This is a genomic window from Streptomyces sp. NPDC107517 (assembly GCF_055582645.1).
Map to the genome: position 1 here is coordinate 465,560 of NZ_JBVJPM010000005.1, position 22,378 is coordinate 487,937.

Below are 22,378 nucleotides of genomic sequence, written 5' to 3' on the forward strand. Positions count from 1 at the left end.
CCGGCAGGTCACCGTCCGGGACATGGGGGCGTGAGTTCTAGGGCCTTTCGTTTGGGTCAGGCCGGATCGGATCAGATCGGATCCGGGCCAGGGTCTGCCCGCGCGCCCGGCCTGATCCGGCCATCGCCGTGCCCGGGTCGGCGCACGCATCTGGCTCCGGCGGCCCAGCTGACGTACCGTCAACTCCCGCCGCCGGGGGCCGCACCCCTCCGGGCGACGTCAACCGCCGTACGCCCAGGGAGGGAACGCGTGGCAGACGACCGCCCCGTCGCACTCGACGAATACCCGGTCCACCAGGTGCCGCTGTCCATGAAGCACGTCGCGACCGGTGACCGTAACGCCTACGACCGGTGCATCTTCCATCTCGTCGACCCCACCGGGGAGTTCCTGCTTATCCTCGGCCTCGGTGTCTACCCGAACCTCGGCGTCATCGACGCGTACGCGACCCTGCGCGTCGGCGACACCCTCCACGCGGTCCGCGCCTCCGACGCCCTGCGCGACGACGCCCGCATGGAACTCGCCGTCGGTCCGCTTCGGATCCACGTCGAACGCCCCTTGAAGGACTTCGTCCTGACCTGCGCGGCCGACCCGGCCGACCCCGACGGACTCTCGTACGAGATCAACTGGTCGGCGGCCTTCCCGGCCCTGTGGGAGCCTCACCACACCCAGCGCCGCGGCGGCCGTCTCACCCTTGAGGGCAGGCGCTTCGTGCAGGCCGGGCGCTGTGACGGACGGCTCCGCGTCGGCGGGCGCGAGGTGTCCCTCGACGGCTGGACCGGCACCCGCGACCGCAGTTGGGGCGTGCGACCGGTGCCCGGCGAGGAGGGCGGCAGGCTCGCCGAGGAGAACAGGACCGAGGGCTTCCACTGGATCTGGTCACCGGTCCGCTTCGACGACCGCTTCCTGATGGTGATCGTCCAGGAGGACGCGGACGGCTACCGCACCCTCAACGACGCCACCCTCGTCCGCGACGGCCACCCGGACCTCCAGTTCGGCTGGCCCCAGGCCGACATCACCTACCGGACCGGCACCCGCCATCCCGAGAGCGCCGTCGTCCATCTCACCGATCCGCTCTCCCGCAAACCCGTGGAACTCGGCGTCGAGATCCTCGCCTCGTCCCCGCTCGCCGTCGGCGCCGGATACCCGCCCGCGGACGACTGGCAGCACGGCACCTGGCGCGGCCGCGACTGGACCGACCGCCGCACCTACGACCTCTCCGACCCCGCCGACCACCCGCTGGCCGCGTACGGCGTCATCGACCACGCGGCGCGCTTCACCCTGGACGGACAGGTCGGTCACGGCATCTTCGAGCACGGCAGCTTCGGCAGGCACGACCCGAGCGGCTTCACCGGCTACGACTCCGTGGCGCCCTGAAAGGAGCCTGTGATGGCGACAGCACCCAGACCGCGCACCAGCACCCGCGACCCGGAGGAGGTGTCGCGACGGCTCACGTCCTGGCTGGCCGCCCGGCTGCCGGGCGCCGCAGCGGTGAACGTGACCGTCCCCGAGTCCAACGGCATGTCCAGCGAGACCCTGCTCTTCGACATCGAACACCCCGAACCACCGGTCCGCGCCTGCGCGTTGAGACTCGCCGCCGACCCGTCCGCGTACACGATCTTCCCGGACTACGACATGCCGCGGCAGTACCGCACGATGCGGCTGGCCGCCGATCGGACCGGGCTGCCGGTGCCGCGCGTGCTGTGGCTGGAGGAGGATCCCGGGCCGCTGGGCGCTCCGTTCTTCGTGATGGAGCGGGTCGCGGGCCGCGTACCGCCGGACGTCATGCCCTACACGTACGAGGGCAACTGGCTGCACGCGGCGACGGACGCCGAGCGCGCGCGGCTCCAGGAGGCGACCCTGCGGCTCATCGCCCGGCTGCACGACGGAGTCCCGGCGTCCGAGGCCGAGTTCCTCGCCGCACCCGGAAAGGGCAGCGCGCTGCGCCGTCACGTCGAGGCCCAGCGCGCCTACTACGCCTGGGTGGTGGACGGACTGCCGCCGTCACCGCTCATCGAGAGCGCCTTCGACCGGCTCGCCGATCTCTGGCCCGACGACGAGGGTGAACCCGTCCTCAACTGGGGCGACGCCCGCATCGGGAACATCATCTACGACGGCTTCGAACCGGCCGCCGTGCTCGACTGGGAGATGGCGGCCCTGGCCCCGCGCGAGGTCGACCTCGGCTGGACCGTGTACCTGCACCGCTTCTTCCAGGACCTGACCGAGAGCTTCGGCCAGGCCGGCCTGCCCGGCTTCCTGCGCCGCGAGGACATCGAGCGCCGCTACGCCCAACTCACCGGCCACACACCGCGTGACATGGACTTCCACACCCTGTACGCCGCCCTGCGCCACGCCGTCGTGATGCTGCGCGTCGCCTATCGGCAGGCGTACTTCGGGGAGGTGGCCGTGCCGGACGATCCGGACACACTGATCCTGCACCACGCCAGTCTGCGGGCCATGGTGCAGGGCAGTTACTGGAGTTGAGGCGTCGTCAGGCGGCCGTGCGCCGCACCTGCTCGGGGACGCGCAGCGGGCGCGAACCCGGGCCGCCCACGTGCGAGAAGGGCTGCATCCGCCAGTCGAGGCCCTGAGGGAGCGTCAACAGACGTGCGGTGTCCTGCTCCTGAGCCTCCGTCGAGTCGTCGGCGGGGCGGGCGTCGGCCGCCGGGCGACCCGTACCGGCGCAGACCGAGAGGCCGAACGGGTTCCACGGCGAGGCGCACAGCGCGTGCTCGGGCAGCACGTCCTCGTCGGCGAGCAGCGCGATCGGCTGCGCGCAGTCCGGGCAGAACACCCGGTACATCTCGAAGGTGTCGTACTCGTCGAACGCGTCGATGCCGGTGTCCGCCGGTTCGACACCCTCCGGCTCGGGCTCGATCACCGGCTGCTGCCGACTGCGGGCAGGACGACCGGGACGCTTCACATTCTGCATGGGACTCTCCCCCTCGGGTGGGCCGACAAGGCACTGCGGCCTCGACCACAGCAAGCACTTCCCGTCCCGTCGTGGGGGTAATCGTGGCACGCGCCTGGACACGGTTCGACAGGTGTGGTCTTCGTCACATGCTGATTGCGGATGCCCGGCAGCAGGTAGGCGTAACCGCCCCCATGGCTCGCTCGGGTATCCCCGGGGATCAAGCGCCCTGTAGGTTCTGCGCCATGGAGGAGCTCGACCGACAGATCGTGCAGCTGCTCGTCAAGGACGGGCGGATGAGCTACACCGACCTGGGCAAGGCCACAGGCCTGTCCACGTCCGCGGTGCACCAGCGCGTGCGCCGACTCGAACAGCGCGGCGTCATCCGCGGCTATGCCGCGGTCGTCGACCCCGAGGCGGTCGGCCTGTCGCTCACCGCCTTCATCTCGGTGAAACCGTTCGACCCCAGCGCCCCCGACGACATCGCGGAACGCCTCGCGGGCGTTCCGGAGATCGAGGCGTGCCACAGCGTCGCCGGAGACGAGAACTACATCCTCAAGGTCCGTGTGGAGACCCCGCACGACCTGGAGAACCTGCTGGCCCGGGTGCGCTCCCTGGCCGGCGTCTCCACCCGCACGACCGTGGTCCTCTCCACGCCGTACGAGGCACGGCCGCCCCGCGTCTGACCGCTGCGGCCCCCCGGGTGCGGCCCGGGGGCACAAACGCGGGAAACTGTCCCCATGAGTACGACCCCCACGCCGCCCGCACCGGCTGAGTCCCGCACCTTCCTTCTGCGCGGTGGCGACGTCCACAGCCCCGCCGACCCCTTCGCCACGGCCATGGTCGTCGAGCGGGGGCACGTCGCCTGGGTCGGCTCCGAAGGCGCGGCAGACGCGTTCGCCGAGGGGGTCGACGAGGTCGTCGACCTCGAAGGCGCCCTCGTCACTCCCGCGTTCACCGACGCCCACGTCCACACCACGTCGACGGGGCTCGCCCTGACCGGCCTCGACCTCTCCGCGGCCCGCACCCGGGGCGAGGCGCTCGCCCTCGTCCGCGCGCACGCGGGCGCGCGCCCCACGGACCGGATCCTCCTCGGCCACGGCTGGGACGCCGCCCGCTGGCCCGACGGCGCGCCCCTCACCCGCGCCGAGCTCGACGAGGCCACCGGCGGCCGCCCGCTCTACCTCTCACGCATCGACGTCCACTCGGCCGCGGTGACCACGGCCCTGCTCGACCTCGTCCCCGGCATCGCGGACCGCCCCGGATTCACCCCCGACGGACCCCTCACCCGCGACGCCCACCACGCCGTCCGCGCCGCCGCCCACGCCGCCGTCACCCCGCAGCAGCGCACGGAGGCCCAGCGCGCGGCCCTGCGGCACGCGGCCTCCCTGGGGATCGGGTCCGTGCACGAGTGCGGCGGCCCCGACATCTCCTCCGAGGACGACTTCACCGGCCTGCTGCGGCTGGCCGCCGAGGAGTCCGGCCCCCGGGTCGTCGGCTACTGGGCCGACCGGGACATCGACCGGGCCCGCGCGCTGGGCGCCGTCGGCGCCGCCGGTGACCTGTTCGTGGACGGTGCCCTCGGCTCGCACACGGCCTGCCTGCACGAGCCGTACGCAGACGCGGCCGCCGGGCACACCGGCACCTCCTACCTGGACGCCCACGCCGTCGCCGCCCACGTCGTCGCCTGCACCGAGGCAGGGCTCCAGGCGGGCTTCCACGCCATCGGGGACGCCGCGGTGACCGCCGTGGTGGACGGCGTGCGCGCCGCCGCCGAGAAGGTCGGCCTCGCCCGTGTCAGGGCCGCGCGGCACCGCGTCGAGCACGCCGAGATGCTGTCGCCGGAAGCCATCGCCTCCTTCGCCGAGTTCGGCCTCACCGCTTCCGTGCAGCCCGCGTTCGACGCCCTGTGGGGCGGCGAGGACGGCATGTACGCGGACCGCCTCGGCGCTGAACGGGCCCGCGCCCTCAACCCGTTCGCCGCCCTCCTGCGCGCCGGGGTCCCGCTGGCGTTCGGCTCCGACAGCCCCGTCACCCCGCTCGACCCGTGGGGCACGGTCCGCGCCGCGGCCTTCCACCGCACGCCCGAGCACCGGGTGTCCGTGCGGGCCGCGTTCACCGCGCACACCCGCGGCGGCTGGCGCGCCGTCGGCCGTGACGACGCGGGAATCCTGGTCCCGGGCGCCCCGGCGGACTACGCCGTGTGGCGCACCGAGGAGCTCGTCGTCCAGGCGCCGGACGACCGCGTCGCGCGCTGGTCGACCGACCCGCGCTCCGGGACGCCCGGTCTCCCCGATCTCACACCGGGGGCCCAACTGCCGCTCTGTCTGCGCACGGTGGTGGGCGGGCGGACCGTGTACGTAGGGCCGGACGAGTGATGTAGGCGCGCGCAGTACCGCCGGCAGCGGTCCGCCGCACGTTGGCGCGACCTGCGAGTCCTCGGCGCTGACCAGGTGGTTTCCTCAATCACCGCAGACCAAAGGGGTGTTGACAGCTGGGCGCGGTCGCCGGGTAGGTTCGGCCGGGTCCACCACTGGACGTCCGACCGGGGAACCTCCGCGCAGTCGATGAACGCCGCTGGGTCATGGGGCGGTGTGCCGCACCGGTACACCGCCACTGGGAGCCAGGCCCAGCACCCGCGCCATGGGGCGCTGGAACGTTCCGGCCGGATGGGGGTCCCTCCCTGCTCCGCGGGAGCACGGGGGAAGGTGCGACCCGGGTGGGGCCCGGACGCTCAGTAGACAACGGCTCTCGGTAGACCCGCAGCCAGCGGGTCCCAGGCCGGCCCGAAGGGCACCGGGCCCCGATCCCGCAGTCCCGCACAGGGCGCCTTACCAGCGCCGACAGGCACGCTCGCTATGGTGGTCCCCTCGTACAGGAGTCTTAAGGGGAAGCTGTGAACGACGGCGGTGGGCGGCAGTTCGGCCCTCTCGGTACGGCGCTGGTGATCATCCCGACCTACAACGAGGCGGAGAACATCAAGTCGATCGTCGCCCGGGTGCGCGCGTCCGTGCCCGAGGCGCATGTCCTCGTCGCCGACGACAACAGCCCCGACGGCACGGGAAAGCTCGCCGACGAGCTCGCCTCGGGCGACGAGCAGGTGCGGGTCCTGCACCGGCAGGGCAAGGAAGGCCTGGGCGCGGCCTATCTCGCGGGCTTCCGCTGGGGCCTCGAGAACGGCTACGGCGTCCTGGTGGAGATGGACGCCGACGGCTCTCACCAGCCCGAGGAGCTGCCCCGGCTGCTGACCGCGCTGAAGGGCTCCGACCTCGTGCTCGGCTCGCGCTGGGTGCCGGGCGGACGGGTCGTCAACTGGCCCAAGTCGCGCGAGTTCCTCTCCCGTGGCGGCAGCACGTACTCGCGGCTGCTGCTCGACGTGCCGATCCGGGACGTCACCGGAGGCTTCCGCGCCTTCCGCCGAGAGACCCTCGAAGGCCTCGGGCTCGGCGAGGTCTCCTCGCAGGGCTACTGCTTCCAGGTCGACCTCGCGCGCAGGGCGGTCAAGGCCGGCTATCACGTCGTGGAGGTGCCCATCACGTTCGTCGAGCGCGAGCTCGGCGACTCCAAGATGAGCCGTGACATCGTCGTCGAGGCGCTGTGGCGGGTCACCGCCTGGGGCGTGGGGGAGCGCTTGGGGCGTGTGATCGGCCGCAAGTAGGCCTGATCCGCAGCCTTCGTCGATCTTGATCTCCCGCTTACGCCGTTCGGGGCGGGGCCCAGGCACACTGGGGGCATGACCACTGGCACACCGCCCCCTTCGCGCTCCGCCACGCCCCGGCGTTCCCGGGTCCGTACGTTCCTGCCGCTCGGTATCGCCGCGTGGCTGGTCCTGGAGATCTGGCTGCTGACCGTGGTGGCCGGCGCGGCCGGCGGGTTCACTGTCTTCCTGCTGCTGCTCGCCGGGATCGTGTTCGGCGCCGTCGTCATCAAGCGCGCCGGGCGCCGGGCCTTCAGGAATCTGAGCGAGACGCTGCAACAGCAGCAGAGCGGCGCGGGCCCGTCAGGCGAGCCGCGCTCCGGCGGCAACGGTCTGCTGATGCTGGCGGGCCTGCTCCTGATGATCCCCGGCCTGATCTCGGACGCCCTGGGTCTCGTCCTGCTCGTGCCGCCCGTCCGTACGGCCCTGGGCCGCTACACGGAGCGGACCATCGAGCGGAAGATGCAGTCGGCCACCCCCGGGACCTTCGGCGACGCGTTCCAGCAGGCCCGGATGCACCGGCCGGACGGCACGGTCATCCAGGGCGAGGTGATCAAGGACGATGAGCGGCCCGCACAGCGCCCCGACGCGGGCCCGCGCCCCCCGATCGCTCCCTGAGCGTGTGCGGGGCTCAGAAGCTCACTGAGCCCCGCCCGGCGCCGGACATGCGAAAAGCCGTGGGCCGGACACACGTGACGTGTGTCCGGCCCACGGCTTCTGTCAGTCGCGCTCCCGCTGCTCCCGTGGGATCAGGCGGACTTGCGGCTGTCGCGCGGATGCACCGCGATGTTCATGGCGCCCGATCGGAGAACGGCGAGCCGCTCCTCGAGGACCTCTTCGAGTTCCTCGCGGGTGCGCCGCTCCATCAGCATGTCCCAATGTGTACGCGCGGGCTTGGCCTTCTTCTCCTCAGGGCCGTCACCGTCGACAAGGAGTGCCTGGGCCCCGCAGACCTTGCACTCCCACTCCGACGGAATCTCGGCCTCCACCGAGAAGGGCATCTCAAAACGATGTCCCTTCTCGCATGCGTACTCCACGGCCTGGCGCGGAGCCAAGTCGATGCCGCGGTCCGTCTCGTAGCTGGTCACTACGAGGCGTGTGCCGCGAAGAGCTCGCTCACTCATGAATCGTGCCTCCCGGGCTTGTCGCCCACAGGACAGGTGTCGCTGTCGTCGTCATCCGGTCAACGTCCGGTCGGCGGTAAAGATTCCCGGTTCCGGGTCATGCGTCGCCGTCGTAGCCGCCCCTTGTTGTACCCACCGGCGCCCGGTTTGTCACATCTGCCAGCAGATGTCACCCAGCGTTTTGCGATATTGACGTGCAGTAACGGTACGCCTGGCAGGCCAAACGCGTACACTACCGGCCTTTGGCTCCAGGTGCTAAATCCGGGTGGGTACGGGATTTCCGGCGTCGCGCACCGCCTGCCTCACCGGAACCCGGGCAAGCAGCACAAAGCCGATCATGAAGAACGCCACCAGGGACACGATGGCGTCCCTATAACTGCCGGTCAGCTGGTACGCGAGGCCGAAAACGAGCGGTCCGAGCCAGCTCATTCCCCGGTCGCTCATCTCGTATGCGGAGTAGTACTCGGCCTCCTTGCCGGCCGGCACCAGATGCGAGAAGAGGGAACGGGACAGCGCCTGCGTGCCGCCGAGCACGAGCCCGATCCCGGCCGCCAGCGCGAAGAACCACACCGGCGCCCCCGACGGCAGGAAGTATCCCGCCCCGATCGTGACCGTCCAGGCGATCAACGAGCCGAGGATCGTGTTCTTCGCGCCGTACGAACGGGCGAGGCGCCCCATCGCGAGCGCCCCCGCCACGGCAAGGACCTGGACCAGCAGCACCGCCACGATCAGCGTCGACTGGTCGAGTCCGAGCTCCTCCGAGCCGTACACGGATGCCTGCGAGATCACCGTCTGGATGCCGTCGTTGTAGACCAGATAGGCGAGCAGGAACGAGAGCGTCAGCGGGCGGCGGCGCATGTCGCGCACGGTCGACGCCAGTTGCCGCCAGCCGGGCACGGCGGCTGCCCCGCCGCCGGCGGGCGCCGTACGCCGGTCCCGCAGGCGCCGTAGCGGTACGAGCGTGAACGCGCCCCACCACACGCCCGCGGAGGCCAGGCAGATCCGTACCGCCGTCGACTCGGACACGCCGAAGGAGTCGTGGCCGGAGTACAGGACGAGGTTCGCCACGAGGACGAGCGCCCCGGACGCGTAGCCGAACGCCCAGCCGCGCGAGGAGACCGCGTCGCGTTCCTCGGGGGGCGCGATCTGAGGCAGATACGAGTTGTAGAGGACCATCGACACCGCGAGCGAGGCATTGGCGACGACGAGCAGGAACCCGCCCAGCAGATAGCGGTCCCCGTCCAGGAAGAACATCCCGGCGGTCGCCGCGGCCCCCAGATACGCCGAGAACGCGAGCAGCGGCTTCTTGCGGCCCGTACGGTCGGCGGCCGCGCCCGCGAGCGGCATCACCAGGATCGAGATGATCACCGAGGCGGAGACGGCGTACGCGAAGAACGCGCCGGCCCGGACCGGTATCCCCAGTGGGTGCACGAAGCCGTCCGCGTCCGCCGCCGACTTGGCGACCGCTGTCAGATACGGCCCGAGGAACACCGTGAGGACGCTCGTAGAGTAGACCGAGCACGCCCAGTCGTAGAAGTACCAGCCGCGTTGTTCCCGGCGCCGCTGCGCCGCCTCGTCGTCCGCCGGCTCCGCCTGCACGGTGTCGCCGCCCACCCGCGCCCCCTCGCTGTCCCCGTGTGCGGACGCGGCAGGCGTGCGGTCAGGTCCAGGCTCCCCGGTCCTCGAGCACGTCACGCAGCGTCTCGATGTGATCGGTCATGATGCCATCCACGCCGAGGTCGAGGAGTTCACCCATCTGTGCGCGGTCGTTGACCGTCCACACGTGGACCTGGAGCCCGCGCGCGTGGGCCGCACGGAGGAAGCGCCGGTCGACGACGCGTATCCCCGACTGGGTCACGGGTACCTGTGCGCACACCGCCGAAGGGCGCAGCGCCGCGGGCAGCCCGAGGGACCGCAGCCGCAGGCCGAGCACGCCACGCGTGCCGTACGACGTGGCGAGGCGGGGACCGGCGAGGGACTGTGCCCTGGCGACCCTGGCCTCCGAGAACGAGCCGACGCAGACGCGGTCCCAGGCGTCCGTGCGGCCGATCAGGTCGAGCAGCGGGAGCAGTGCGGGCTCGGCCTTGACGTCGACGTTCCAGCGCACGTCGGGGAAGGTCTCCAGGAGTTCCTCGAAGAGCGGCACCGGTTCGCGGCCCGCCACGCGCGCGTGGCGCACGTCGCTCCAGGGCAGGTCCGCTATGCGGCCCGTCGCGTCCGTGACCCGGTCGAGCGTCGTGTCGTGGAAGGCCACGAGCGTGCCGTCGGACGTGGCGTGCACATCGGTCTCGATATAGCGGTAGCCGAGGTTCACGGACCGCCGGAACGCCGCCATCGTGTTCTCCAGACCGTCGGCCGTCCCGCCGCGATGGGCGAAGGCCAGCGGTCCGGGGCAGTCGAGATACGGATGGCGTACGACGCGTGTGGTCACGGCGAAAGTATCGCCCTTTCGGGTGACGCGCCGGCAACCACGGTGGGTGCCTCGGGCGGCGCGGGGGCGGCGAAGACCTTCAGGAACATCTGGGCCAGCGGGCCGATCGCCACGGCGTACAGGACCGTGCCGACGCCGATGGTGCCGCCGAGGGCGAAGCCCGTCGCCACCACAGCGATCTCGATGGTCGTGCGCGCCAGCCGGATCGAGCGCCCGGTACGCCGGTGCAGCCCCGTCATCAGGCCGTCGCGCGGGCCGGGGCCGAAGGAGGCGGCGATGTAGAGGCCCGTCGCCACGCCGTTCAGGACGATCGCCGCCACCATCAGCGGGATCCGGATCCCGAGGGCGTGTACGTCGGGGACGACGGCCAGCGCGACGTCCATCGCGATGCCGACCACGAAGACGTTCGAGACGGTGCCGAGTCCCGGGCGCTGCTTGATCGGGATCCACAGGAGCAGCACCAGGGCGCCCACGATGATCGACACGACGCCGATGGAGAGCCCTGTGAGCTCGGCGAGGCCCTGGTGGAGCACGTTCCACGGCTCCAGGCCGAGACCCGCCTCCACGAGGAGACCGGAACTCACGCCGTACAGCGCCAGGCCGACGTAGAGCTGGAAGAGGCGCCGGGTGAGACCGGGGCCGGGTGGCGTGGACGACGCGGACAAGTGGTGCCCCCTGTGGTGGTAGTGGCCTGTCGCATGACACTCTGTGGCTTGGGAACACAGGCCAACCATGGCCAATTCGGGGAAGGTGGACTGGACTCCATGGCTCAGTGGACTTCGGCGGTCGGCGCGGCCCAGCTCGCCCGGCTGCTCACCTCCCAGCAGACGCGCCCCCCGGGCCCCGGCAGCCGCCGCCCGCCCGCCTACCGCGCCCTCGCCGACGGCATCCGCCTCCTGGTCCTCGAAGGGCGCGTGCCCGTCGCGGCGCGCCTGCCCGCCGAGCGCGAGCTCGCCGTGTCCCTGGCTGTCAGCCGCACGACCGTCGCCGCCGCCTACGAGGCGCTGCGCGGCGAGGGGTTCCTCGAATCCCGCAGGGGAGCGGGCAGCTGGACGGCCGTACCGGCCGGAAACCCGCTGCCCGCGCGCGGCCTGGAGCCGCTGCCGCCCGAGGCGCTCGGTTCCATGATCGACCTCGGCACCGCGGCCCTGCCGGCCCCCGAACCCTGGCTGACGCGCGCCGTCCAGGGCGCGCTCGGTGAACTCCCGCCCTACGCGCACACCCACGGCGACTACCCGGCGGGCCTGCCCGCCCTGCGCGAGATGCTCGCCGAGCGCTACACCGCCCGCGGTATCCCGACCATGCCCGAGCAGATCATGGTGACCACCGGCGCGATGGGTGCGATCGACGCGATCTGCCACCTGTTCGCGGGCCGCGGCGAGCGCATCGCCGTCGAGTCGCCCTCGTACGCCAACATCCTCCAGCTCATGCGCGAGGCGGGCGCCCGACTCGTCCCGGTCGCCATGGCCGAGGGCCTCGCGGGGTGGGATCTCGACCGCTGGCGGCAGGTCCTGCGCGACGCGGCGCCCCGCCTCGCCTACGTCGTCGCCGACTTCCACAACCCCACGGGGGCGCTCGCCGACGAGGACCAGCGCAGGCAGCTCGTCGACGCGGCGCGCTCGGCCGGCACGGTGCTCGTCGTCGACGAGACCATGACCGAACTCCACTTCGACCAAGACCTGGACATGCCCCGCCGCGTCTGCGCGTTCGACCCGGCGGGCTCCACCGTCATCACGGTCGGCTCGGCGAGCAAGGCGTTCTGGGCGGGCATGCGCATCGGCTGGGTCCGGGCGGCGCCCGATGTGATCCGCAGTCTCGTGGCCGCGCGCGCCTACGCCGACCTCGGCACCCCGGTCGTGGAGCAGCTGGCCGTGAACTGGCTGCTCAGCACCGGCGGCTGGGAGGAGGCCGTTCAACTGCGCCGCAACCAGGCCCGGGACAACAGCACTGCGCTGGTCGCCGCGCTGCGCCGCGAGCTGCCCGACTGGGAGTTCGACGTGCCGGTCGGCGGTCTGACGCTGTGGGTGCGTGCCGGAGGTCTGTCGGGGTCGCGGCTCGCGGAGGTCGGCGAACGCGTCGGCGTACGGGTCCCCTCGGGTCCCCGCTTCGGGGTGGACGGCGCCTTCGAGGGGTACGTGCGGCTGCCGTTCACGGTCTCCGGGGCGGTCGCCGACGAGGCTGCGGTGCGGCTCGCGGCGGCGGCGCGCCTCGTGCGGGAAGGCGGAGCGACCGGGGCGGAGCCGCCGCGGACGCTCATCGCATAGGGCCGGTGGCGCCCGGCCGTCACCCCTCGGCGGCGACCGTCCGCACCGTACCCATCGCTTCCACGACTTGGACCGGCTCGGCTGTTTCGACCGGCTCGGGCTCAGGGCTGTCGTCGACAGGCGTCGTCCGCTGCGGGAGCAGCCCGAGCACCGCCTGCCGGTGCGCTTCACTCGTCGCGTCGTCGTACGGGTCGGGGGTGGCCGGCACCTGGAGGCGGTGGACGGCCCCCGCGCCGAGGCGCGCGTAGCCCCGCCCGGCGGGGACGTCCGGGACGGGCGTCGTGTGGGGCGCGACCCCGAGGACGTCCTCGATCTGGTCGTACGTGGCCGGGCCGAGCACCACGCGCGCGCGTGTGTGCTGACAGACGGTGTCGGTCAGGGAGTCGAGGCTGTCGAACTGGTCCGCCACGACGACCGTGACGCCTGCGGCGCGCCCGTGCCGCAGGGGGACCTGGAGCAGAGTCTGCGGGTCCTCGCGCCCGTCGGCCGAGGCCAGATGAGCGAGGACGCTGGGCCGGTCGAGCAGGATCCACAGGGGGCGCCGGGTGTCGTCCGGCGCGGGGTGGCCGGCCTGGCGCGCCCGGTTCGCGGCGATCAGGCGCCGCTCCGTCTCGTGGGCCGCCCATTCCAGGCTGGCCAGCGCGCCGGCGAGCCCGCACTCGACGGCCAGGACACCGCTGCGTCCGGTGAGGCACGCGTAGTCGCCCGTTCCGGTGCCCTCCACGATGAGGACGTCGCCGTGCTGGAGGGCCTGGAGCGCGATCGAGCGCAGGAGCGAGGTGGTCCCGCTGCCGGGGTGGCCGACGGCGAGGAGGTGCGGCTCGGTGGAGCGCATCCCCGTACGCCAGACGACGGGCGGTACGTCGCGGCGCTCGTCGCCGTCACCGAGCGGCAGGGTCCGCTGGGTGCCGCTCTCGTCGGTGAAGCCGAGGACCATTTCGCCCGGTGCCGTGACGAATCGCTGGGCGGCGATGTCGGTGGGCAGCGGGGGCATGACGGTGACCGTCAGCCGGTTGCCCTCCTCGTCCCACTCGAAGTGGTACTCGCGGCCCCGGCCCGACTTGGCGTGCAGGAGCTGTTCGATACGGGCGCGGGAGTCGGCCTCGCCGTCCGTGAAGTACGCCGGGTAGTGCAGCACGATCCGCGAGAGGCGCCCGTCGTCGTCGAAGTCGTACGACTCGAAGGCCTTCTCCCACTCGCCGCCGTGGGCGAAGAGCGGGCTCGGGTCCTCTGGGACGGAGAAGTACGGGACGAGCGCCTCGTAGAGCGCGGTGAGCCGCTTGACCTGGGGCTCGTCCGGACCGGTCGGCGCCGGCGCCGTCTGGTCCCGGCCCTTCCACGCGGCCGCTGCCATCAGGGTGATGAGCGCCAGCAGCGGCCCGTACGGAATGAGCACCACGACCAGCACCACGGCCGCCACCAGGAACAGCAGCGGTCCGCGCCGGTCCTTGGGGGTGTCGGCCCACTTGTGCCGCCCGGCGGATGCCAGGCGGCCCAGGCCCTTGGTGATCGTGATCAGGGGATGGAGCACGTCGATGGCCCCGTCGGCTGCCGTCCGTGCCAGTTCCCGGCTCCGGGCGATGGGGACGCTGCCGTTGCTCAGAATGCGGGGGAGGGGGCGCCGGGCCACGTCTGTCTCCTGAAGTCACGTGCGAGGGGGGAGGGGGGTCAGAACTTGATCCCGCCGAGCAGGCTGGCCAGGCTCGCGCCTCCGGCCTTGATGCTCGGGGCGATGGCGGTGCCCGCAAGGTAGAACCCGAAGAGGGCGCAGGTCAGGCCGTGCGAGGGCTTGAGCCCGTCTTTGCGGAAGAAGAGGAAGACGATGATTCCGAGCAGCACCACGCCTGAGATGGACAGGATCATTTGAGTTCTCCTGGTTGATGGGGACAGTCACCATGAGTCCTTCCAGGCTCACAGCATGTATCTATACGATAAAAGGTGCAAACGGGTGGAATATTCTTGTTTTCACCCGTTTGGCAGGCGTCCCGTGAGCCTCCTGGGCGTGTGCTGTTCGGCCGTCAGGGCTCTTCGTGATCTTTGCCTCGCTCGCCGCTGCTCATGTGCCGAACCGGGCAGTACTCTGTCGATTCACTCGTACGGCCGCACGGTCGTAGCACTCCGTATACGCAAAGGCGGTCTGTTCCGATGAGCGAAGTCCCCGACCCCGAGGTCGTGGAACTGGCCACCAAGATCTTTGATCTTGCGCGCCGGGGTGAGAGCGAACAGCTCGCCGCCTATGTCGACGCCGGCGTGTCCCCGGACCTCACGAACGACCGTGGCGACTCCCTGGTGATGCTGGCCGCCTATCACGGGCACGCCGAGGCCGTCCGCGCGCTGCTCGCCCGCGGCGCCGACGCCGACCGAGCCAACGACCGGGGCCAGACCCCGCTCGCGGGCGCCGTCTTCAAGGGCGCGGACGACGTGATCCGGGCACTGCTCGACGGCGGGGCCGACCCGGCGGCGGGAACCCCGTCGGCGGTCGACACGGCCCGTATGTTCGGCAAGGCGGAGCTTGTGGAGCTCTTCGGCACTTCCTGAGACATCGCCTTTGACCAGGCAGAACGGGGGAGCAGGAAATGTGGTCGCGGCGAGAAGAACCGCTGGGTCATCATGACGACGTGATTCACGGACGCGACGGCGGGGCAGATGGTGCCACACCGCGTGGGCCGTGAACGGTCCGCTTCGGACCACGGACGAGAGGCAGAGGAAGATGGTCTACAGCAAGCAAGAGACGGCGGGCGCCCCGCAGTGTTGTCGCGCGGCCAGGTAGTGCGGTTCCCCCGGTTGCGTCGACGCTTGATGTGAGGCTGTTTCCCATGTTCGATCCGGTCATAGCGCCCAGCGGTACGCTGCTCGGCCTGCTGCAGAGGGGCCGCGGCGACGGCACCCTGCACGCGTTGACGGCACCGCGCGCCGAAGCGCTCGCGGCTCTGAATCACTGTGTGCTGAGCGACCCCCGCCACGACTGGCAGGTGGAGAACCGCTCGCTCTACTACGCCCGTCTCTACCTCGACCTCCACGGAGAGCTGGGGGAGATCGAGCGCCACCTCTTCGACCCCGACGACGTCCTCGATACGGACGAGTCGCGCACGGGCCTCGCACTCGCGGTCCTCGGCCACCTCGCCTCGTACGGCAGGCGTGACGCCCTGGAGCTGCTGCGCCGCTACGCCGCCTTCGGGTCCAGCTGGGCCTGGGCGCTCGACGAGCTGGCCCTGCGCGACGACGACGCGGGGCTGCGCGTGCTCGCCGCCCCCATCCTCGACCGATTCCCCGAGGACCCCGAGGGCGACGCCGAACTCGCCGCCGCCGTGCGCGACGCCTATGAACCGCGCCCCTGGCGGCTGTGGGCCGACGACCCCAGGGAAGCCATCGGCGCCCGCGTGCGCGCCGCCCGGGAACGCGGCTCCTTCGACCAGTGGCAGCGCCAGATGCGCCCCGCCGGGCCACGCCCCGGCTGGAGCGTGCGGGCCGTCTTCGACTGGGCCCAGGAAGGTTTCGAACGCGGAGCCGTCCTGTACGTGCCCGCCGCGCGCTGCCTGACCGCCGTCGCCGGACCCGACGACAGGGCCGAGATCGTCCAGGCCGCTCTCACCGGGCACGACGGCGCCCGCAGCACGGCCCTGCGCTATCTCGCCGACGCCCATGATCCCGACGTCCTCGATCTGATCGAGGCCGCCGTGGAGAGCCCCTCGCACGCCGTGGTGGACGCCGCCCTCGACGCCTTCGAACGCATGCGGACGGTCGCCTCCCTGGAGCGCGCCCGCCGCTGGGCCCCCAGGCCCGACGCCCTCGGTGCCGCCGCGGGACGTGTGCTCGCCTGCCGCGGCGGAGCCCAGGATGCCGAACCGGTCCTGGCCGCACTGCGCGAGGCGGTGCGCGGCGACGGCGCCGACGCGCCGACCCTGTGGCCCCTGGTCGACGGGGCGGGACGCCTCGGCATCGCCGGCGCCGCCCCCGTTCTGCGCCACGTCTACAGAGAGACCGCCTCGTCCCACCTGCGCGGCCACGCCGCCAAGGCCCTGGCCGCCACCGACCCTTCCTTCGCCGCCGGATTCGCCGTCGAATGCCTGTGGGACTGCGAGGAATCCACCCGCGAAGTCGCCGCGCGCCACGCGGAGACAGGCGACGCGCGCGTCGTGGACCAGCTCAGAAGACTCGCCGCCGACCCGGCCGAGGAGGCCGAGGTGCAGACCGCGGTGCGCAGCAGAATAGGCCCGGACGCGACGGCTTTGTGACCGGCGGCTTTCCGGGAGGCAACGCTCGATGGACGCTGCCTCCCGGCCGTCGGCGAGCGAGGGCCAACGCTCATGGGACGTTCCTCGCCAGGAAAGATCCACGTTGACGTGCCCACGCTCGACACGACGACAACACCGGTATGCGTGTCGTCATCGTCACCGAGTCCTTTCCCCCCGACATCAACGGTGTGGCTCACTGCGCCCTGCAGACCGCCCGGCACCTCGCCGCGCGCGGTCACGACCCCCTCGTCATCGCCCCGGCCACCGCGCCGGGCCCTGACACCGACACCGATGCCCCCTGCCCCGTCGTACGGGTGCCCTCCCTGCCGCTGCCGGGCTACCCGCAGGTCCGGGTGGCGCTGCCGAGCCGCCGGGTCGCGGCGGCCGTGGCCGCGCACGGCGCCGAACTCGTCCATCTGGCCAGCCCGTTCATCCTCGGCGTGCGCGGCATGGCCGCCGCCTCTCGGCTGCGGATCCCCGCCGTCGCCGTCTACCAGACCGACCTCGCCGGTTACGCGCGTACGTACATGGGGGCGGGTGAGACCACCGCGTGGCGGCGGATCCGCAGCGTCCACGGCGCCGCCGACCGCACCCTCGCCCCGTCCAGCGCCGCCGTGCACGACCTGGAGGTGCACGGGGTGCCCCGCGTGCGGCTCTGGCCTCGAGGGGTGGACACCGTCCGCTTCCGGCCCGACCTGCGCGACGAAGCCCTGCGGCGCGAACTCGCCCCCAACGGCGAGCTGATCGTCGGCTACGTGGGCCGGCTCGCCCCCGAGAAACAAGTCGACCTGCTGGCCGGCGCGTGCGCTCTCGACGGTGTGCGCGTGGTCGTCGTCGGCGACGGCCCCAGCGAGCCCGGCCTGCGCGAGGCACTTCCCGGCGCCGTCTTCCTCGGCCGCCGCACCGGCGCCGAACTCGCCCGCATCTTCGCCTCGTTGGACATCTTCGCCCACACGGGCCCCTACGAGACGTTCTGCCAGACCGTGCAGGAGGCCATGGCCAGCGGCGTGCCGGTGATCGCGCCCGCCGCCGGAGGGCCGCTGGACCTCGTCGCACACGGCCGGACCGGGCTCCTCGTCGCACCCGGCGACCCGGCCGCCGTACGCGACGCCGTCTGGTCGCTCGCCGCTGACCCGCTGCGTCGCCTCGCCTACGGGACGGCCGGCCGCAGCACGGTCGAAGGGCGGACCTGGGCGGCCGTCGGGGACCAACTCGTCGGCCACTACGAAGAGGTCCTCGACGCGCGGACGGCGGTGGCGGCATGAGCGGGCTGCGGATCGTACGTCTCGCCAACTTCGTCGCCCCCTCCTCGGGCGGACTGCGCACCGCCCTGCGGGAGTTGGGGGCCGGCTACCGCGCCGCCGGGCACGAGCCCGTCCTGATCGTTCCGGGGGAGCGGGCCGGCGAGCACGACAGCACGCAGGGCCGCGTCATCAGGCTGCCGGGGACGCTGCTTCCCGGCACCGGCGGCTACCGCGTCCTCACCGACCGGCGGCGCGTGACCGAACTGCTCGAACGCCTCGCCCCCGACCGGATCGAGGTGTCCGACCGCACGACGCTGAGGTGGACGGGGGAGTGGGCGCGGCGCGCCCGGGTGCCCGCCGTGATGGTGTCCCACGAGACGGCCGACGGGGTCCTGCGGACCTGGGGGCTTCCCGGGAAGGTCGCCCTGCGCGCCGCCGACGCGCTCAACTCGCGCACCGCGCACGCCTACGCGCGCGTGGTGTGCACGACCGAGTACGCCGAACGCGAGTTCATCCGCATCGGGGCGCGCAACGTCGTACGCGCCCCGCTCGGCGTCGATCTGGAGCGCTGTCACCCGGGCCTGCGGGACCCCGCGGTGCGGGAGCGGTACGCGCGCGTGGGTGAGGTGCTGCTCGTCATGTGCTCGCGTCTGTCGGTGGAGAAGAGGCCCGGGACCGCACTCGACGCGCTGGCCGCCCTCCGTCGCCGAGGGACGCAGGCGGTGCTCGTCGTCGCCGGGGACGGGCCGTTGCGGGCCCGGCTCGAACAGCAGGCGCGCGCACGGAGGTTGCCGGTGACGTTCCTCGGGCACGTGGCCGACCGCGGGCGTCTGGCGGCGTTGCAGGCCGCCGCCGATGTGTGTCTCGCGCCGGGTCCCGCGGAGACGTTCGGGCTCGCCGCGCTCGAGGCCATGGCCTGTGGCACTCCCGTCGTCGCCAGCGCGTCGTCGGCGCTGCCCGAGGTCGTGGGCCCCGCCGGGGGAGTCGCGCAGGACACCGGTGAGGCCTTCGCCGTCGCGGTCGACGAGCTCGTCGCGCGGCCCAGGGACGAACGCCGGGAGGCGGCACGCGCGCGTGCCGAGTGCTTCGGGTGGGGCGCCGCGGTGGACGCCTTCCTGCAGGCGCATGACGCGGTACGGGTGACGCCCGACGTGCCGCGCCGGACGACCGCCGACGTGTCTTTCCTCGGGACGGCCGACGTGCCTGTACGGGTGACGGGGCGGGATGCCGTATGAGCGCGGTCCTGCGGTTCGCCGCCCTCGGTGACTCCCTCACCGAAGGGCTCGGCGACCCGGTCGGCGACGGCTGGCGCGGCTGGGCCGCGCTGCTCTCCGCCGGGCTTGCCCCGGAAGGCACGCCCGTGGAGTTCCACAACTTCGCGGCGAGCGGCGCCCAGACCCATGACGTCCTGGCACGTCAGATGCCGGAGGCGCTCGCCCTGCGGCCCGACATCGCCTCCGTCCTCGTCGGCGTGAACGACACCCTGCGCCGCACGTTCGACATCCATGCCGTGGCCGCCCGTCTCGACCATGTGTACGCGGCGTTCACGGAGCAGGGCGCGGTCCTGCTCACGGCGTGCCTGCCCGACCCCGGCACCATGCTGGGGCTGCCCGGTCTGCTCGGCCGGCCTCTCGCGAGGCGCCAGCAGGCGGTGAACTCGGTCGTCCACGCCCTGTCCGAGCGCTACGGCGCCGTCCATCTGCACGCGGCCGAGGGGGCATGGGTCGCCGACCGTGCCATGTGGAGCGCGGACCGGCTGCACCCCGGCGAACGGGGGCACCGGATGCTCGCCGCGCGGTTCCACGCCCTGCTCGCGGCCGACGGGCGAGCCCAGGGCACGCCGCCGTCGCAGCAGCCCGAACGGCCCGCGCCCACGCGCTCGGCCAGCCTGTTGTGGCTCGCCACGGCGGGCACGGGCTGGGTCGCACGGCGGTGCACCGACCTGCTCCCCCAGCTCCTCACCCTCGCCGCCGACGAACTGCGCCACCGGGCCCGCGGCACCAGCGCCCGCCTCGACCTGCGGGCGTCCAGCTCGGTGGTCTCGGCGCTCGCGGCGCTGGCGGCCGTGGAACAGGCGGACGCGGCGTGAGGGGCGGACGGCGGGTAGAGGTGACGTGGTGAGGGGCGCGTCCGGCCACCGCACGACGGCGGCCCGGTAGCCCCGTGGCCGGCGGTCGCTGTGGGGTCTCCCGTCAGCGGCCCGCCGCCAGGACGAAACGGGCCGGTGTGCCGGGGGTCGCCTGTGCCGCGGCGGGCAGGTCGGCCTGGCGTACGACGGCGACCACGGGATAGCCGCCCGTTGTTGGATGGTCGGCGAGGAACACGACCGGCCTGCCGTCCGGCGGTACCTGTACGGCCCCCAGGACCATTCCCTCACTGGGCAGTTCACCCTCCGACGCCCTGAGCAGAGGCGGGCCCTCCGTGCGCAGGCCGATGCGGTTGCTCGCCGACGACACGCGGTAGGTGCGCGTGGTCAGCGTGCGCAGGGAATCCGCTGTGAACCAGTCCGCGCGCGGCCCGAGCGAGATCCGCAGCACCAGTTCGCGGGGCGGCCCCGGCTGCGGGGCCACGTCCACGCGCGCGTGCGCCGACGACACCGTGCCCAGGGGGAGCACCGCGCCGTCCGCGAGGGGGGCGGGGCCGAGCCCGGAGAGCAGATCGGTCGACCGGCTGCCGAGGACCGGCTCGACGGCCACCCCACCGGCGAACGCCGCGTAAGTGCGTACTCCGCGGAGCGCGGGTCCGAGGTCGAGGAGTGCCCCGGCCGGGACCCGTACCGGCGCGCCCCAGGCGACCGGACGCCCGTCCACCGTCACCGCGCACGGCGCGCCCACCACGGCCACCGTCACCTCACAGCGCGGTCGTACGGCACATCCGTTGAGGGTGGTCTCCAGGACGGCGGCCCCGTCCGGATTGCCCACGAGCCGGTTGGCGAGGCGGGCCGCCGGGAGGTCGAGCGCGCCGGAGTGCGGCACCCCGAGATGCGCGTGCCCGGGGCGGCCCTCGTCCTGCACGGTGGTCAGCGCTCCGGCCCGGACGACGGCCATGGCACGGTCCGTCACGGGGCCACCTCCGGCACGAAGCGGACCCGGGTGCCCGGGGTGAGCAGCGCGGCGGGCACGCGCGCGTGGTCCCACAGCACGGTGTCCGTCGTCCCGATCAGCTGCCAGCCGCCGGGCGACGAGCGCGGGTACACACCCGTGTAAGGCCCGGCGAGCGCCACGGAGCCCGCGGGGACGGACGTGCGCGGCGTCGTCCGACGCGGCACGTCGTAGCGGGCCGGCAGCCCCGTCAGATAGCCGAAGCCGGGCGCGAACCCGCAGAAGGCCACCCGGAATTCGGCCTCCGCGTGGATGCGTGGCACCTCCTCGACGTCAACGCCCCACAGCGCGGCCACGTCCGCCAGGTCGGGACCGTCGTAGCGGACGGGGATGTGCACGGCGTCGTCCCCGCGCGGAGGCAGCGCGGGGAGCTCCCAGTGGGGCAGCTGCGCCGCGAGCCGGCCCGCGGGTTCGTCGAGCCCGTCGAGGAGGACCGTGCGGGCCGCGGGCACGATCTCGCGTACGCGCAGCTCGCCCGCGGCGCGGCGGCGCAGCAGCTCGGCGTGGAGCGCCGCGGCCTCCTCGCCTCCGCAGACCTCGACGAGCAGCGCCCGGTCGCCGACCGGAAGGGCCCTCACGCGAAGGCCTCCACCCGGACTCCGGACGACTCCAGCTGTGCCCGCACCCGGCGGGCGAGGTCCACCGCGCCCGGGGTGTCCCCATGCAGGCACAGGGACCGCGCGCGTACGGAGATCCGCACGCCGTCGTGCGAGGTGACTGTTCCGAAGCGGGCCAGGCCGACGGACCGCTCGACCACGGACTCGGGATCCGTCACCACGGCGCCCTCGCTGCCGCGCGGCACGAGCGTGCCCCGCGCGGTGTAGGCCCGGTCCGCGAACGCCTCGGTCACCACGGGCAGTCCGGCCTCGCCGGCCACCTCCAGGAGACGTGACCCGGGCAGCCCGAGGACGGGCAGGGTGTCATCCGCGAGGCGGACGCCGTCGACGACCGCGCGGGCCTGTTCCTCGTCGTGGACGACACGGTTGTAGAGCGCTCCGTGCGGCTTGACGTAGGCCACGCGCGCGCCCGCCGCGCGCGTGAATACCTCCAGGGCCCCGATCTGGTACGCCACTTCGGCCGCCAGCTCATCGGGTGGCACGTCCATGGCGCGCCGCCCGAACCCCGCCAGATCCCGGTACGAGACCTGGGCGCCGACCCGGACACCGCGCTCGGCCGCGAGGGCACACACGCGGCGCATCGTGGCCGCGTCCCCGGCGTGGAAGCCGCAGGCCACGTTGGCGCTCGTGACGACGGACAGGAGCTGCTCGTCGTCGGTGAGGCGCCAGCGGCCGAAGCCCTCGCCGAGGTCGGCGTTCAGGTCGATGGTCACGGCCGCTGGTGGGGCCTGCGTGGTCAGTGAGGTCATGGAACCCT

The 22,378-nt window shown here is 72.8% G+C and carries 22 protein-coding genes; 12 read left to right on the forward strand and 10 right to left on the reverse strand.

Features of this window, described 5'->3' with window-relative positions; all coding sequences use genetic code 11:
* Positions 1–249 precede the first annotated feature (249 nt).
* Complete coding sequence (locus ACZ67T_RS15625) at positions 250–1,374, forward strand: Rv3169 family protein (RefSeq protein WP_469984336.1); 1,125 nt, start codon at positions 250–252, stop codon at positions 1,372–1,374.
* A 12-nt stretch (positions 1,375–1,386) separates the two neighbouring features.
* On the forward strand, positions 1,387–2,481 hold the full coding sequence (locus ACZ67T_RS15630; protein WP_469984338.1) for a phosphotransferase family protein: 1,095 nt from the start codon (positions 1,387–1,389) through the stop codon (positions 2,479–2,481).
* Positions 2,482–2,488: 7 nt separating this feature from the next.
* Here ACZ67T_RS15630 and ACZ67T_RS15635 read toward each other — a convergent pair whose 3' ends face one another.
* Entirely contained in the window at positions 2,489–2,929 is a 441-nt protein-coding gene (locus ACZ67T_RS15635) for a hypothetical protein (RefSeq protein ID WP_469984340.1), read from the reverse strand.
* A 224-nt stretch (positions 2,930–3,153) separates the two neighbouring features.
* Between ACZ67T_RS15635 and ACZ67T_RS15640 the strand changes: the two genes are divergently transcribed.
* The 4 genes from ACZ67T_RS15640 (at position 3,154) to fxsA (ending at position 7,223) form a co-directional block, all read left to right on the forward strand.
* Positions 3,154–3,594 (forward strand): Lrp/AsnC family transcriptional regulator, encoded by a 441-nt coding sequence (locus tag ACZ67T_RS15640; protein ID WP_100597468.1) that lies wholly within the window; start codon positions 3,154–3,156, stop codon positions 3,592–3,594.
* Positions 3,595–3,648: 54 nt separating this feature from the next.
* Positions 3,649–5,286 carry an amidohydrolase gene (locus ACZ67T_RS15645; protein ID WP_469984341.1) on the forward strand — a complete coding sequence of 546 codons (1,638 nt, stop codon included), beginning with the start codon at positions 3,649–3,651 and terminating at the stop codon, positions 5,284–5,286.
* A gap of 518 nt (positions 5,287–5,804) precedes the next feature.
* Positions 5,805–6,566, forward strand: coding sequence for a polyprenol monophosphomannose synthase (locus tag ACZ67T_RS15650; RefSeq protein WP_469984343.1), 762 nt, complete (start codon positions 5,805–5,807; stop codon positions 6,564–6,566).
* Between the two features lie 75 nt (positions 6,567–6,641).
* Positions 6,642–7,223, forward strand: coding sequence for an FxsA family membrane protein (gene fxsA / locus ACZ67T_RS15655; RefSeq protein WP_469984344.1), 582 nt, complete (start codon positions 6,642–6,644; stop codon positions 7,221–7,223).
* Between the two features lie 131 nt (positions 7,224–7,354).
* On the opposite strand, the gene ACZ67T_RS15660 is transcribed toward fxsA, so the two are convergent.
* From ACZ67T_RS15660 to yczE, 4 genes are all read right to left on the reverse strand, one after another.
* The gene (locus ACZ67T_RS15660; RefSeq protein WP_164314920.1) at positions 7,355–7,729 is read right to left on the reverse strand and encodes an RNA polymerase-binding protein RbpA; all 375 of its coding nucleotides are present in this window, start codon (positions 7,727–7,729) and stop codon (positions 7,355–7,357) included.
* A 255-nt stretch (positions 7,730–7,984) separates the two neighbouring features.
* Positions 7,985–9,343 (reverse strand): MFS transporter, encoded by a 1,359-nt coding sequence (locus ACZ67T_RS15665; protein WP_469984345.1) that lies wholly within the window; start codon positions 9,341–9,343, stop codon positions 7,985–7,987.
* Between the two features lie 46 nt (positions 9,344–9,389).
* Positions 9,390–10,160: a glycerophosphodiester phosphodiesterase gene (locus tag ACZ67T_RS15670; RefSeq protein WP_469984346.1), complete on the reverse strand. Its 771-nt coding sequence runs from the start codon at positions 10,158–10,160 to the stop codon at positions 9,390–9,392.
* On the reverse strand, positions 10,157–10,825 hold the full coding sequence (gene yczE / locus ACZ67T_RS15675; RefSeq protein WP_469984347.1) for a membrane protein YczE: 669 nt from the start codon (positions 10,823–10,825) through the stop codon (positions 10,157–10,159). The genes ACZ67T_RS15670 and yczE overlap by 4 nt, the downstream gene beginning before the upstream one ends.
* Positions 10,826–10,924: 99 nt before the next feature.
* On the opposite strand from yczE, the gene ACZ67T_RS15680 reads away from it, so the two are divergent.
* Positions 10,925–12,424, forward strand: coding sequence for an SCO1417 family PLP biosynthesis transcription factor (locus ACZ67T_RS15680; protein ID WP_469984349.1), 1,500 nt, complete (start codon positions 10,925–10,927; stop codon positions 12,422–12,424).
* A gap of 19 nt (positions 12,425–12,443) precedes the next feature.
* Here the strand turns inward: ACZ67T_RS15680 and ACZ67T_RS15685 are convergent, their stop codons facing one another.
* A complete protein-coding gene (locus ACZ67T_RS15685) occupies positions 12,444–14,054 on the reverse strand; it encodes a hypothetical protein (protein WP_469984351.1) in 1,611 nt (536 codons plus the stop codon).
* Positions 14,055–14,092: 38 nt separating this feature from the next.
* On the reverse strand, positions 14,093–14,287 hold the full coding sequence (locus ACZ67T_RS15690) for a hypothetical protein (protein ID WP_100597477.1): 195 nt from the start codon (positions 14,285–14,287) through the stop codon (positions 14,093–14,095).
* A gap of 282 nt (positions 14,288–14,569) precedes the next feature.
* On the opposite strand from ACZ67T_RS15690, the gene ACZ67T_RS15695 reads away from it, so the two are divergent.
* The 5 genes from ACZ67T_RS15695 (at position 14,570) to ACZ67T_RS15715 (ending at position 19,992) form a co-directional block, all read left to right on the forward strand.
* Complete coding sequence (locus tag ACZ67T_RS15695) at positions 14,570–14,962, forward strand: ankyrin repeat domain-containing protein (protein WP_469984353.1); 393 nt, start codon at positions 14,570–14,572, stop codon at positions 14,960–14,962.
* Positions 14,963–15,240: 278 nt separating this feature from the next.
* Complete coding sequence (locus tag ACZ67T_RS15700; RefSeq protein WP_469984355.1) at positions 15,241–16,659, forward strand: HEAT repeat domain-containing protein; 1,419 nt, start codon at positions 15,241–15,243, stop codon at positions 16,657–16,659.
* Positions 16,660–16,799: 140 nt separating this feature from the next.
* On the forward strand, positions 16,800–17,924 hold the full coding sequence (locus ACZ67T_RS15705; protein WP_469984356.1) for a glycosyltransferase family 4 protein: 1,125 nt from the start codon (positions 16,800–16,802) through the stop codon (positions 17,922–17,924).
* Positions 17,921–19,138, forward strand: a complete 1,218-nt coding sequence (locus tag ACZ67T_RS15710) for a glycosyltransferase (RefSeq protein WP_469984358.1) — start codon at positions 17,921–17,923, stop codon at positions 19,136–19,138. The genes ACZ67T_RS15705 and ACZ67T_RS15710 overlap by 4 nt, the downstream gene beginning before the upstream one ends.
* Positions 19,135–19,992 (forward strand): SGNH/GDSL hydrolase family protein, encoded by an 858-nt coding sequence (locus ACZ67T_RS15715; protein WP_469984360.1) that lies wholly within the window; start codon positions 19,135–19,137, stop codon positions 19,990–19,992. Before ACZ67T_RS15710 ends, ACZ67T_RS15715 begins: the two co-directional genes overlap by 4 nt.
* Positions 19,993–20,095: 103 nt before the next feature.
* Here ACZ67T_RS15715 and ACZ67T_RS15720 read toward each other — a convergent pair whose 3' ends face one another.
* The 3 genes from ACZ67T_RS15720 to ACZ67T_RS15730 are packed head-to-tail and all read right to left on the reverse strand — an operon-like array spanning position 20,096 to position 22,370.
* Positions 20,096–20,965, reverse strand: coding sequence for a 5-oxoprolinase subunit C family protein (locus ACZ67T_RS15720; protein ID WP_469984361.1), 870 nt, complete (start codon positions 20,963–20,965; stop codon positions 20,096–20,098).
* Positions 20,962–21,582 carry a 5-oxoprolinase subunit B family protein gene (locus ACZ67T_RS15725; protein WP_469984363.1) on the reverse strand — a complete coding sequence of 207 codons (621 nt, stop codon included), beginning with the start codon at positions 21,580–21,582 and terminating at the stop codon, positions 20,962–20,964. Before ACZ67T_RS15725 ends, ACZ67T_RS15720 begins: the two co-directional genes overlap by 4 nt.
* The gene (locus tag ACZ67T_RS15730; protein WP_469984365.1) at positions 21,579–22,370 is read right to left on the reverse strand and encodes a LamB/YcsF family protein; all 792 of its coding nucleotides are present in this window, start codon (positions 22,368–22,370) and stop codon (positions 21,579–21,581) included. The genes ACZ67T_RS15725 and ACZ67T_RS15730 overlap by 4 nt, the downstream gene beginning before the upstream one ends.
* Positions 22,371–22,378: the final 8 nt, after the last annotated feature.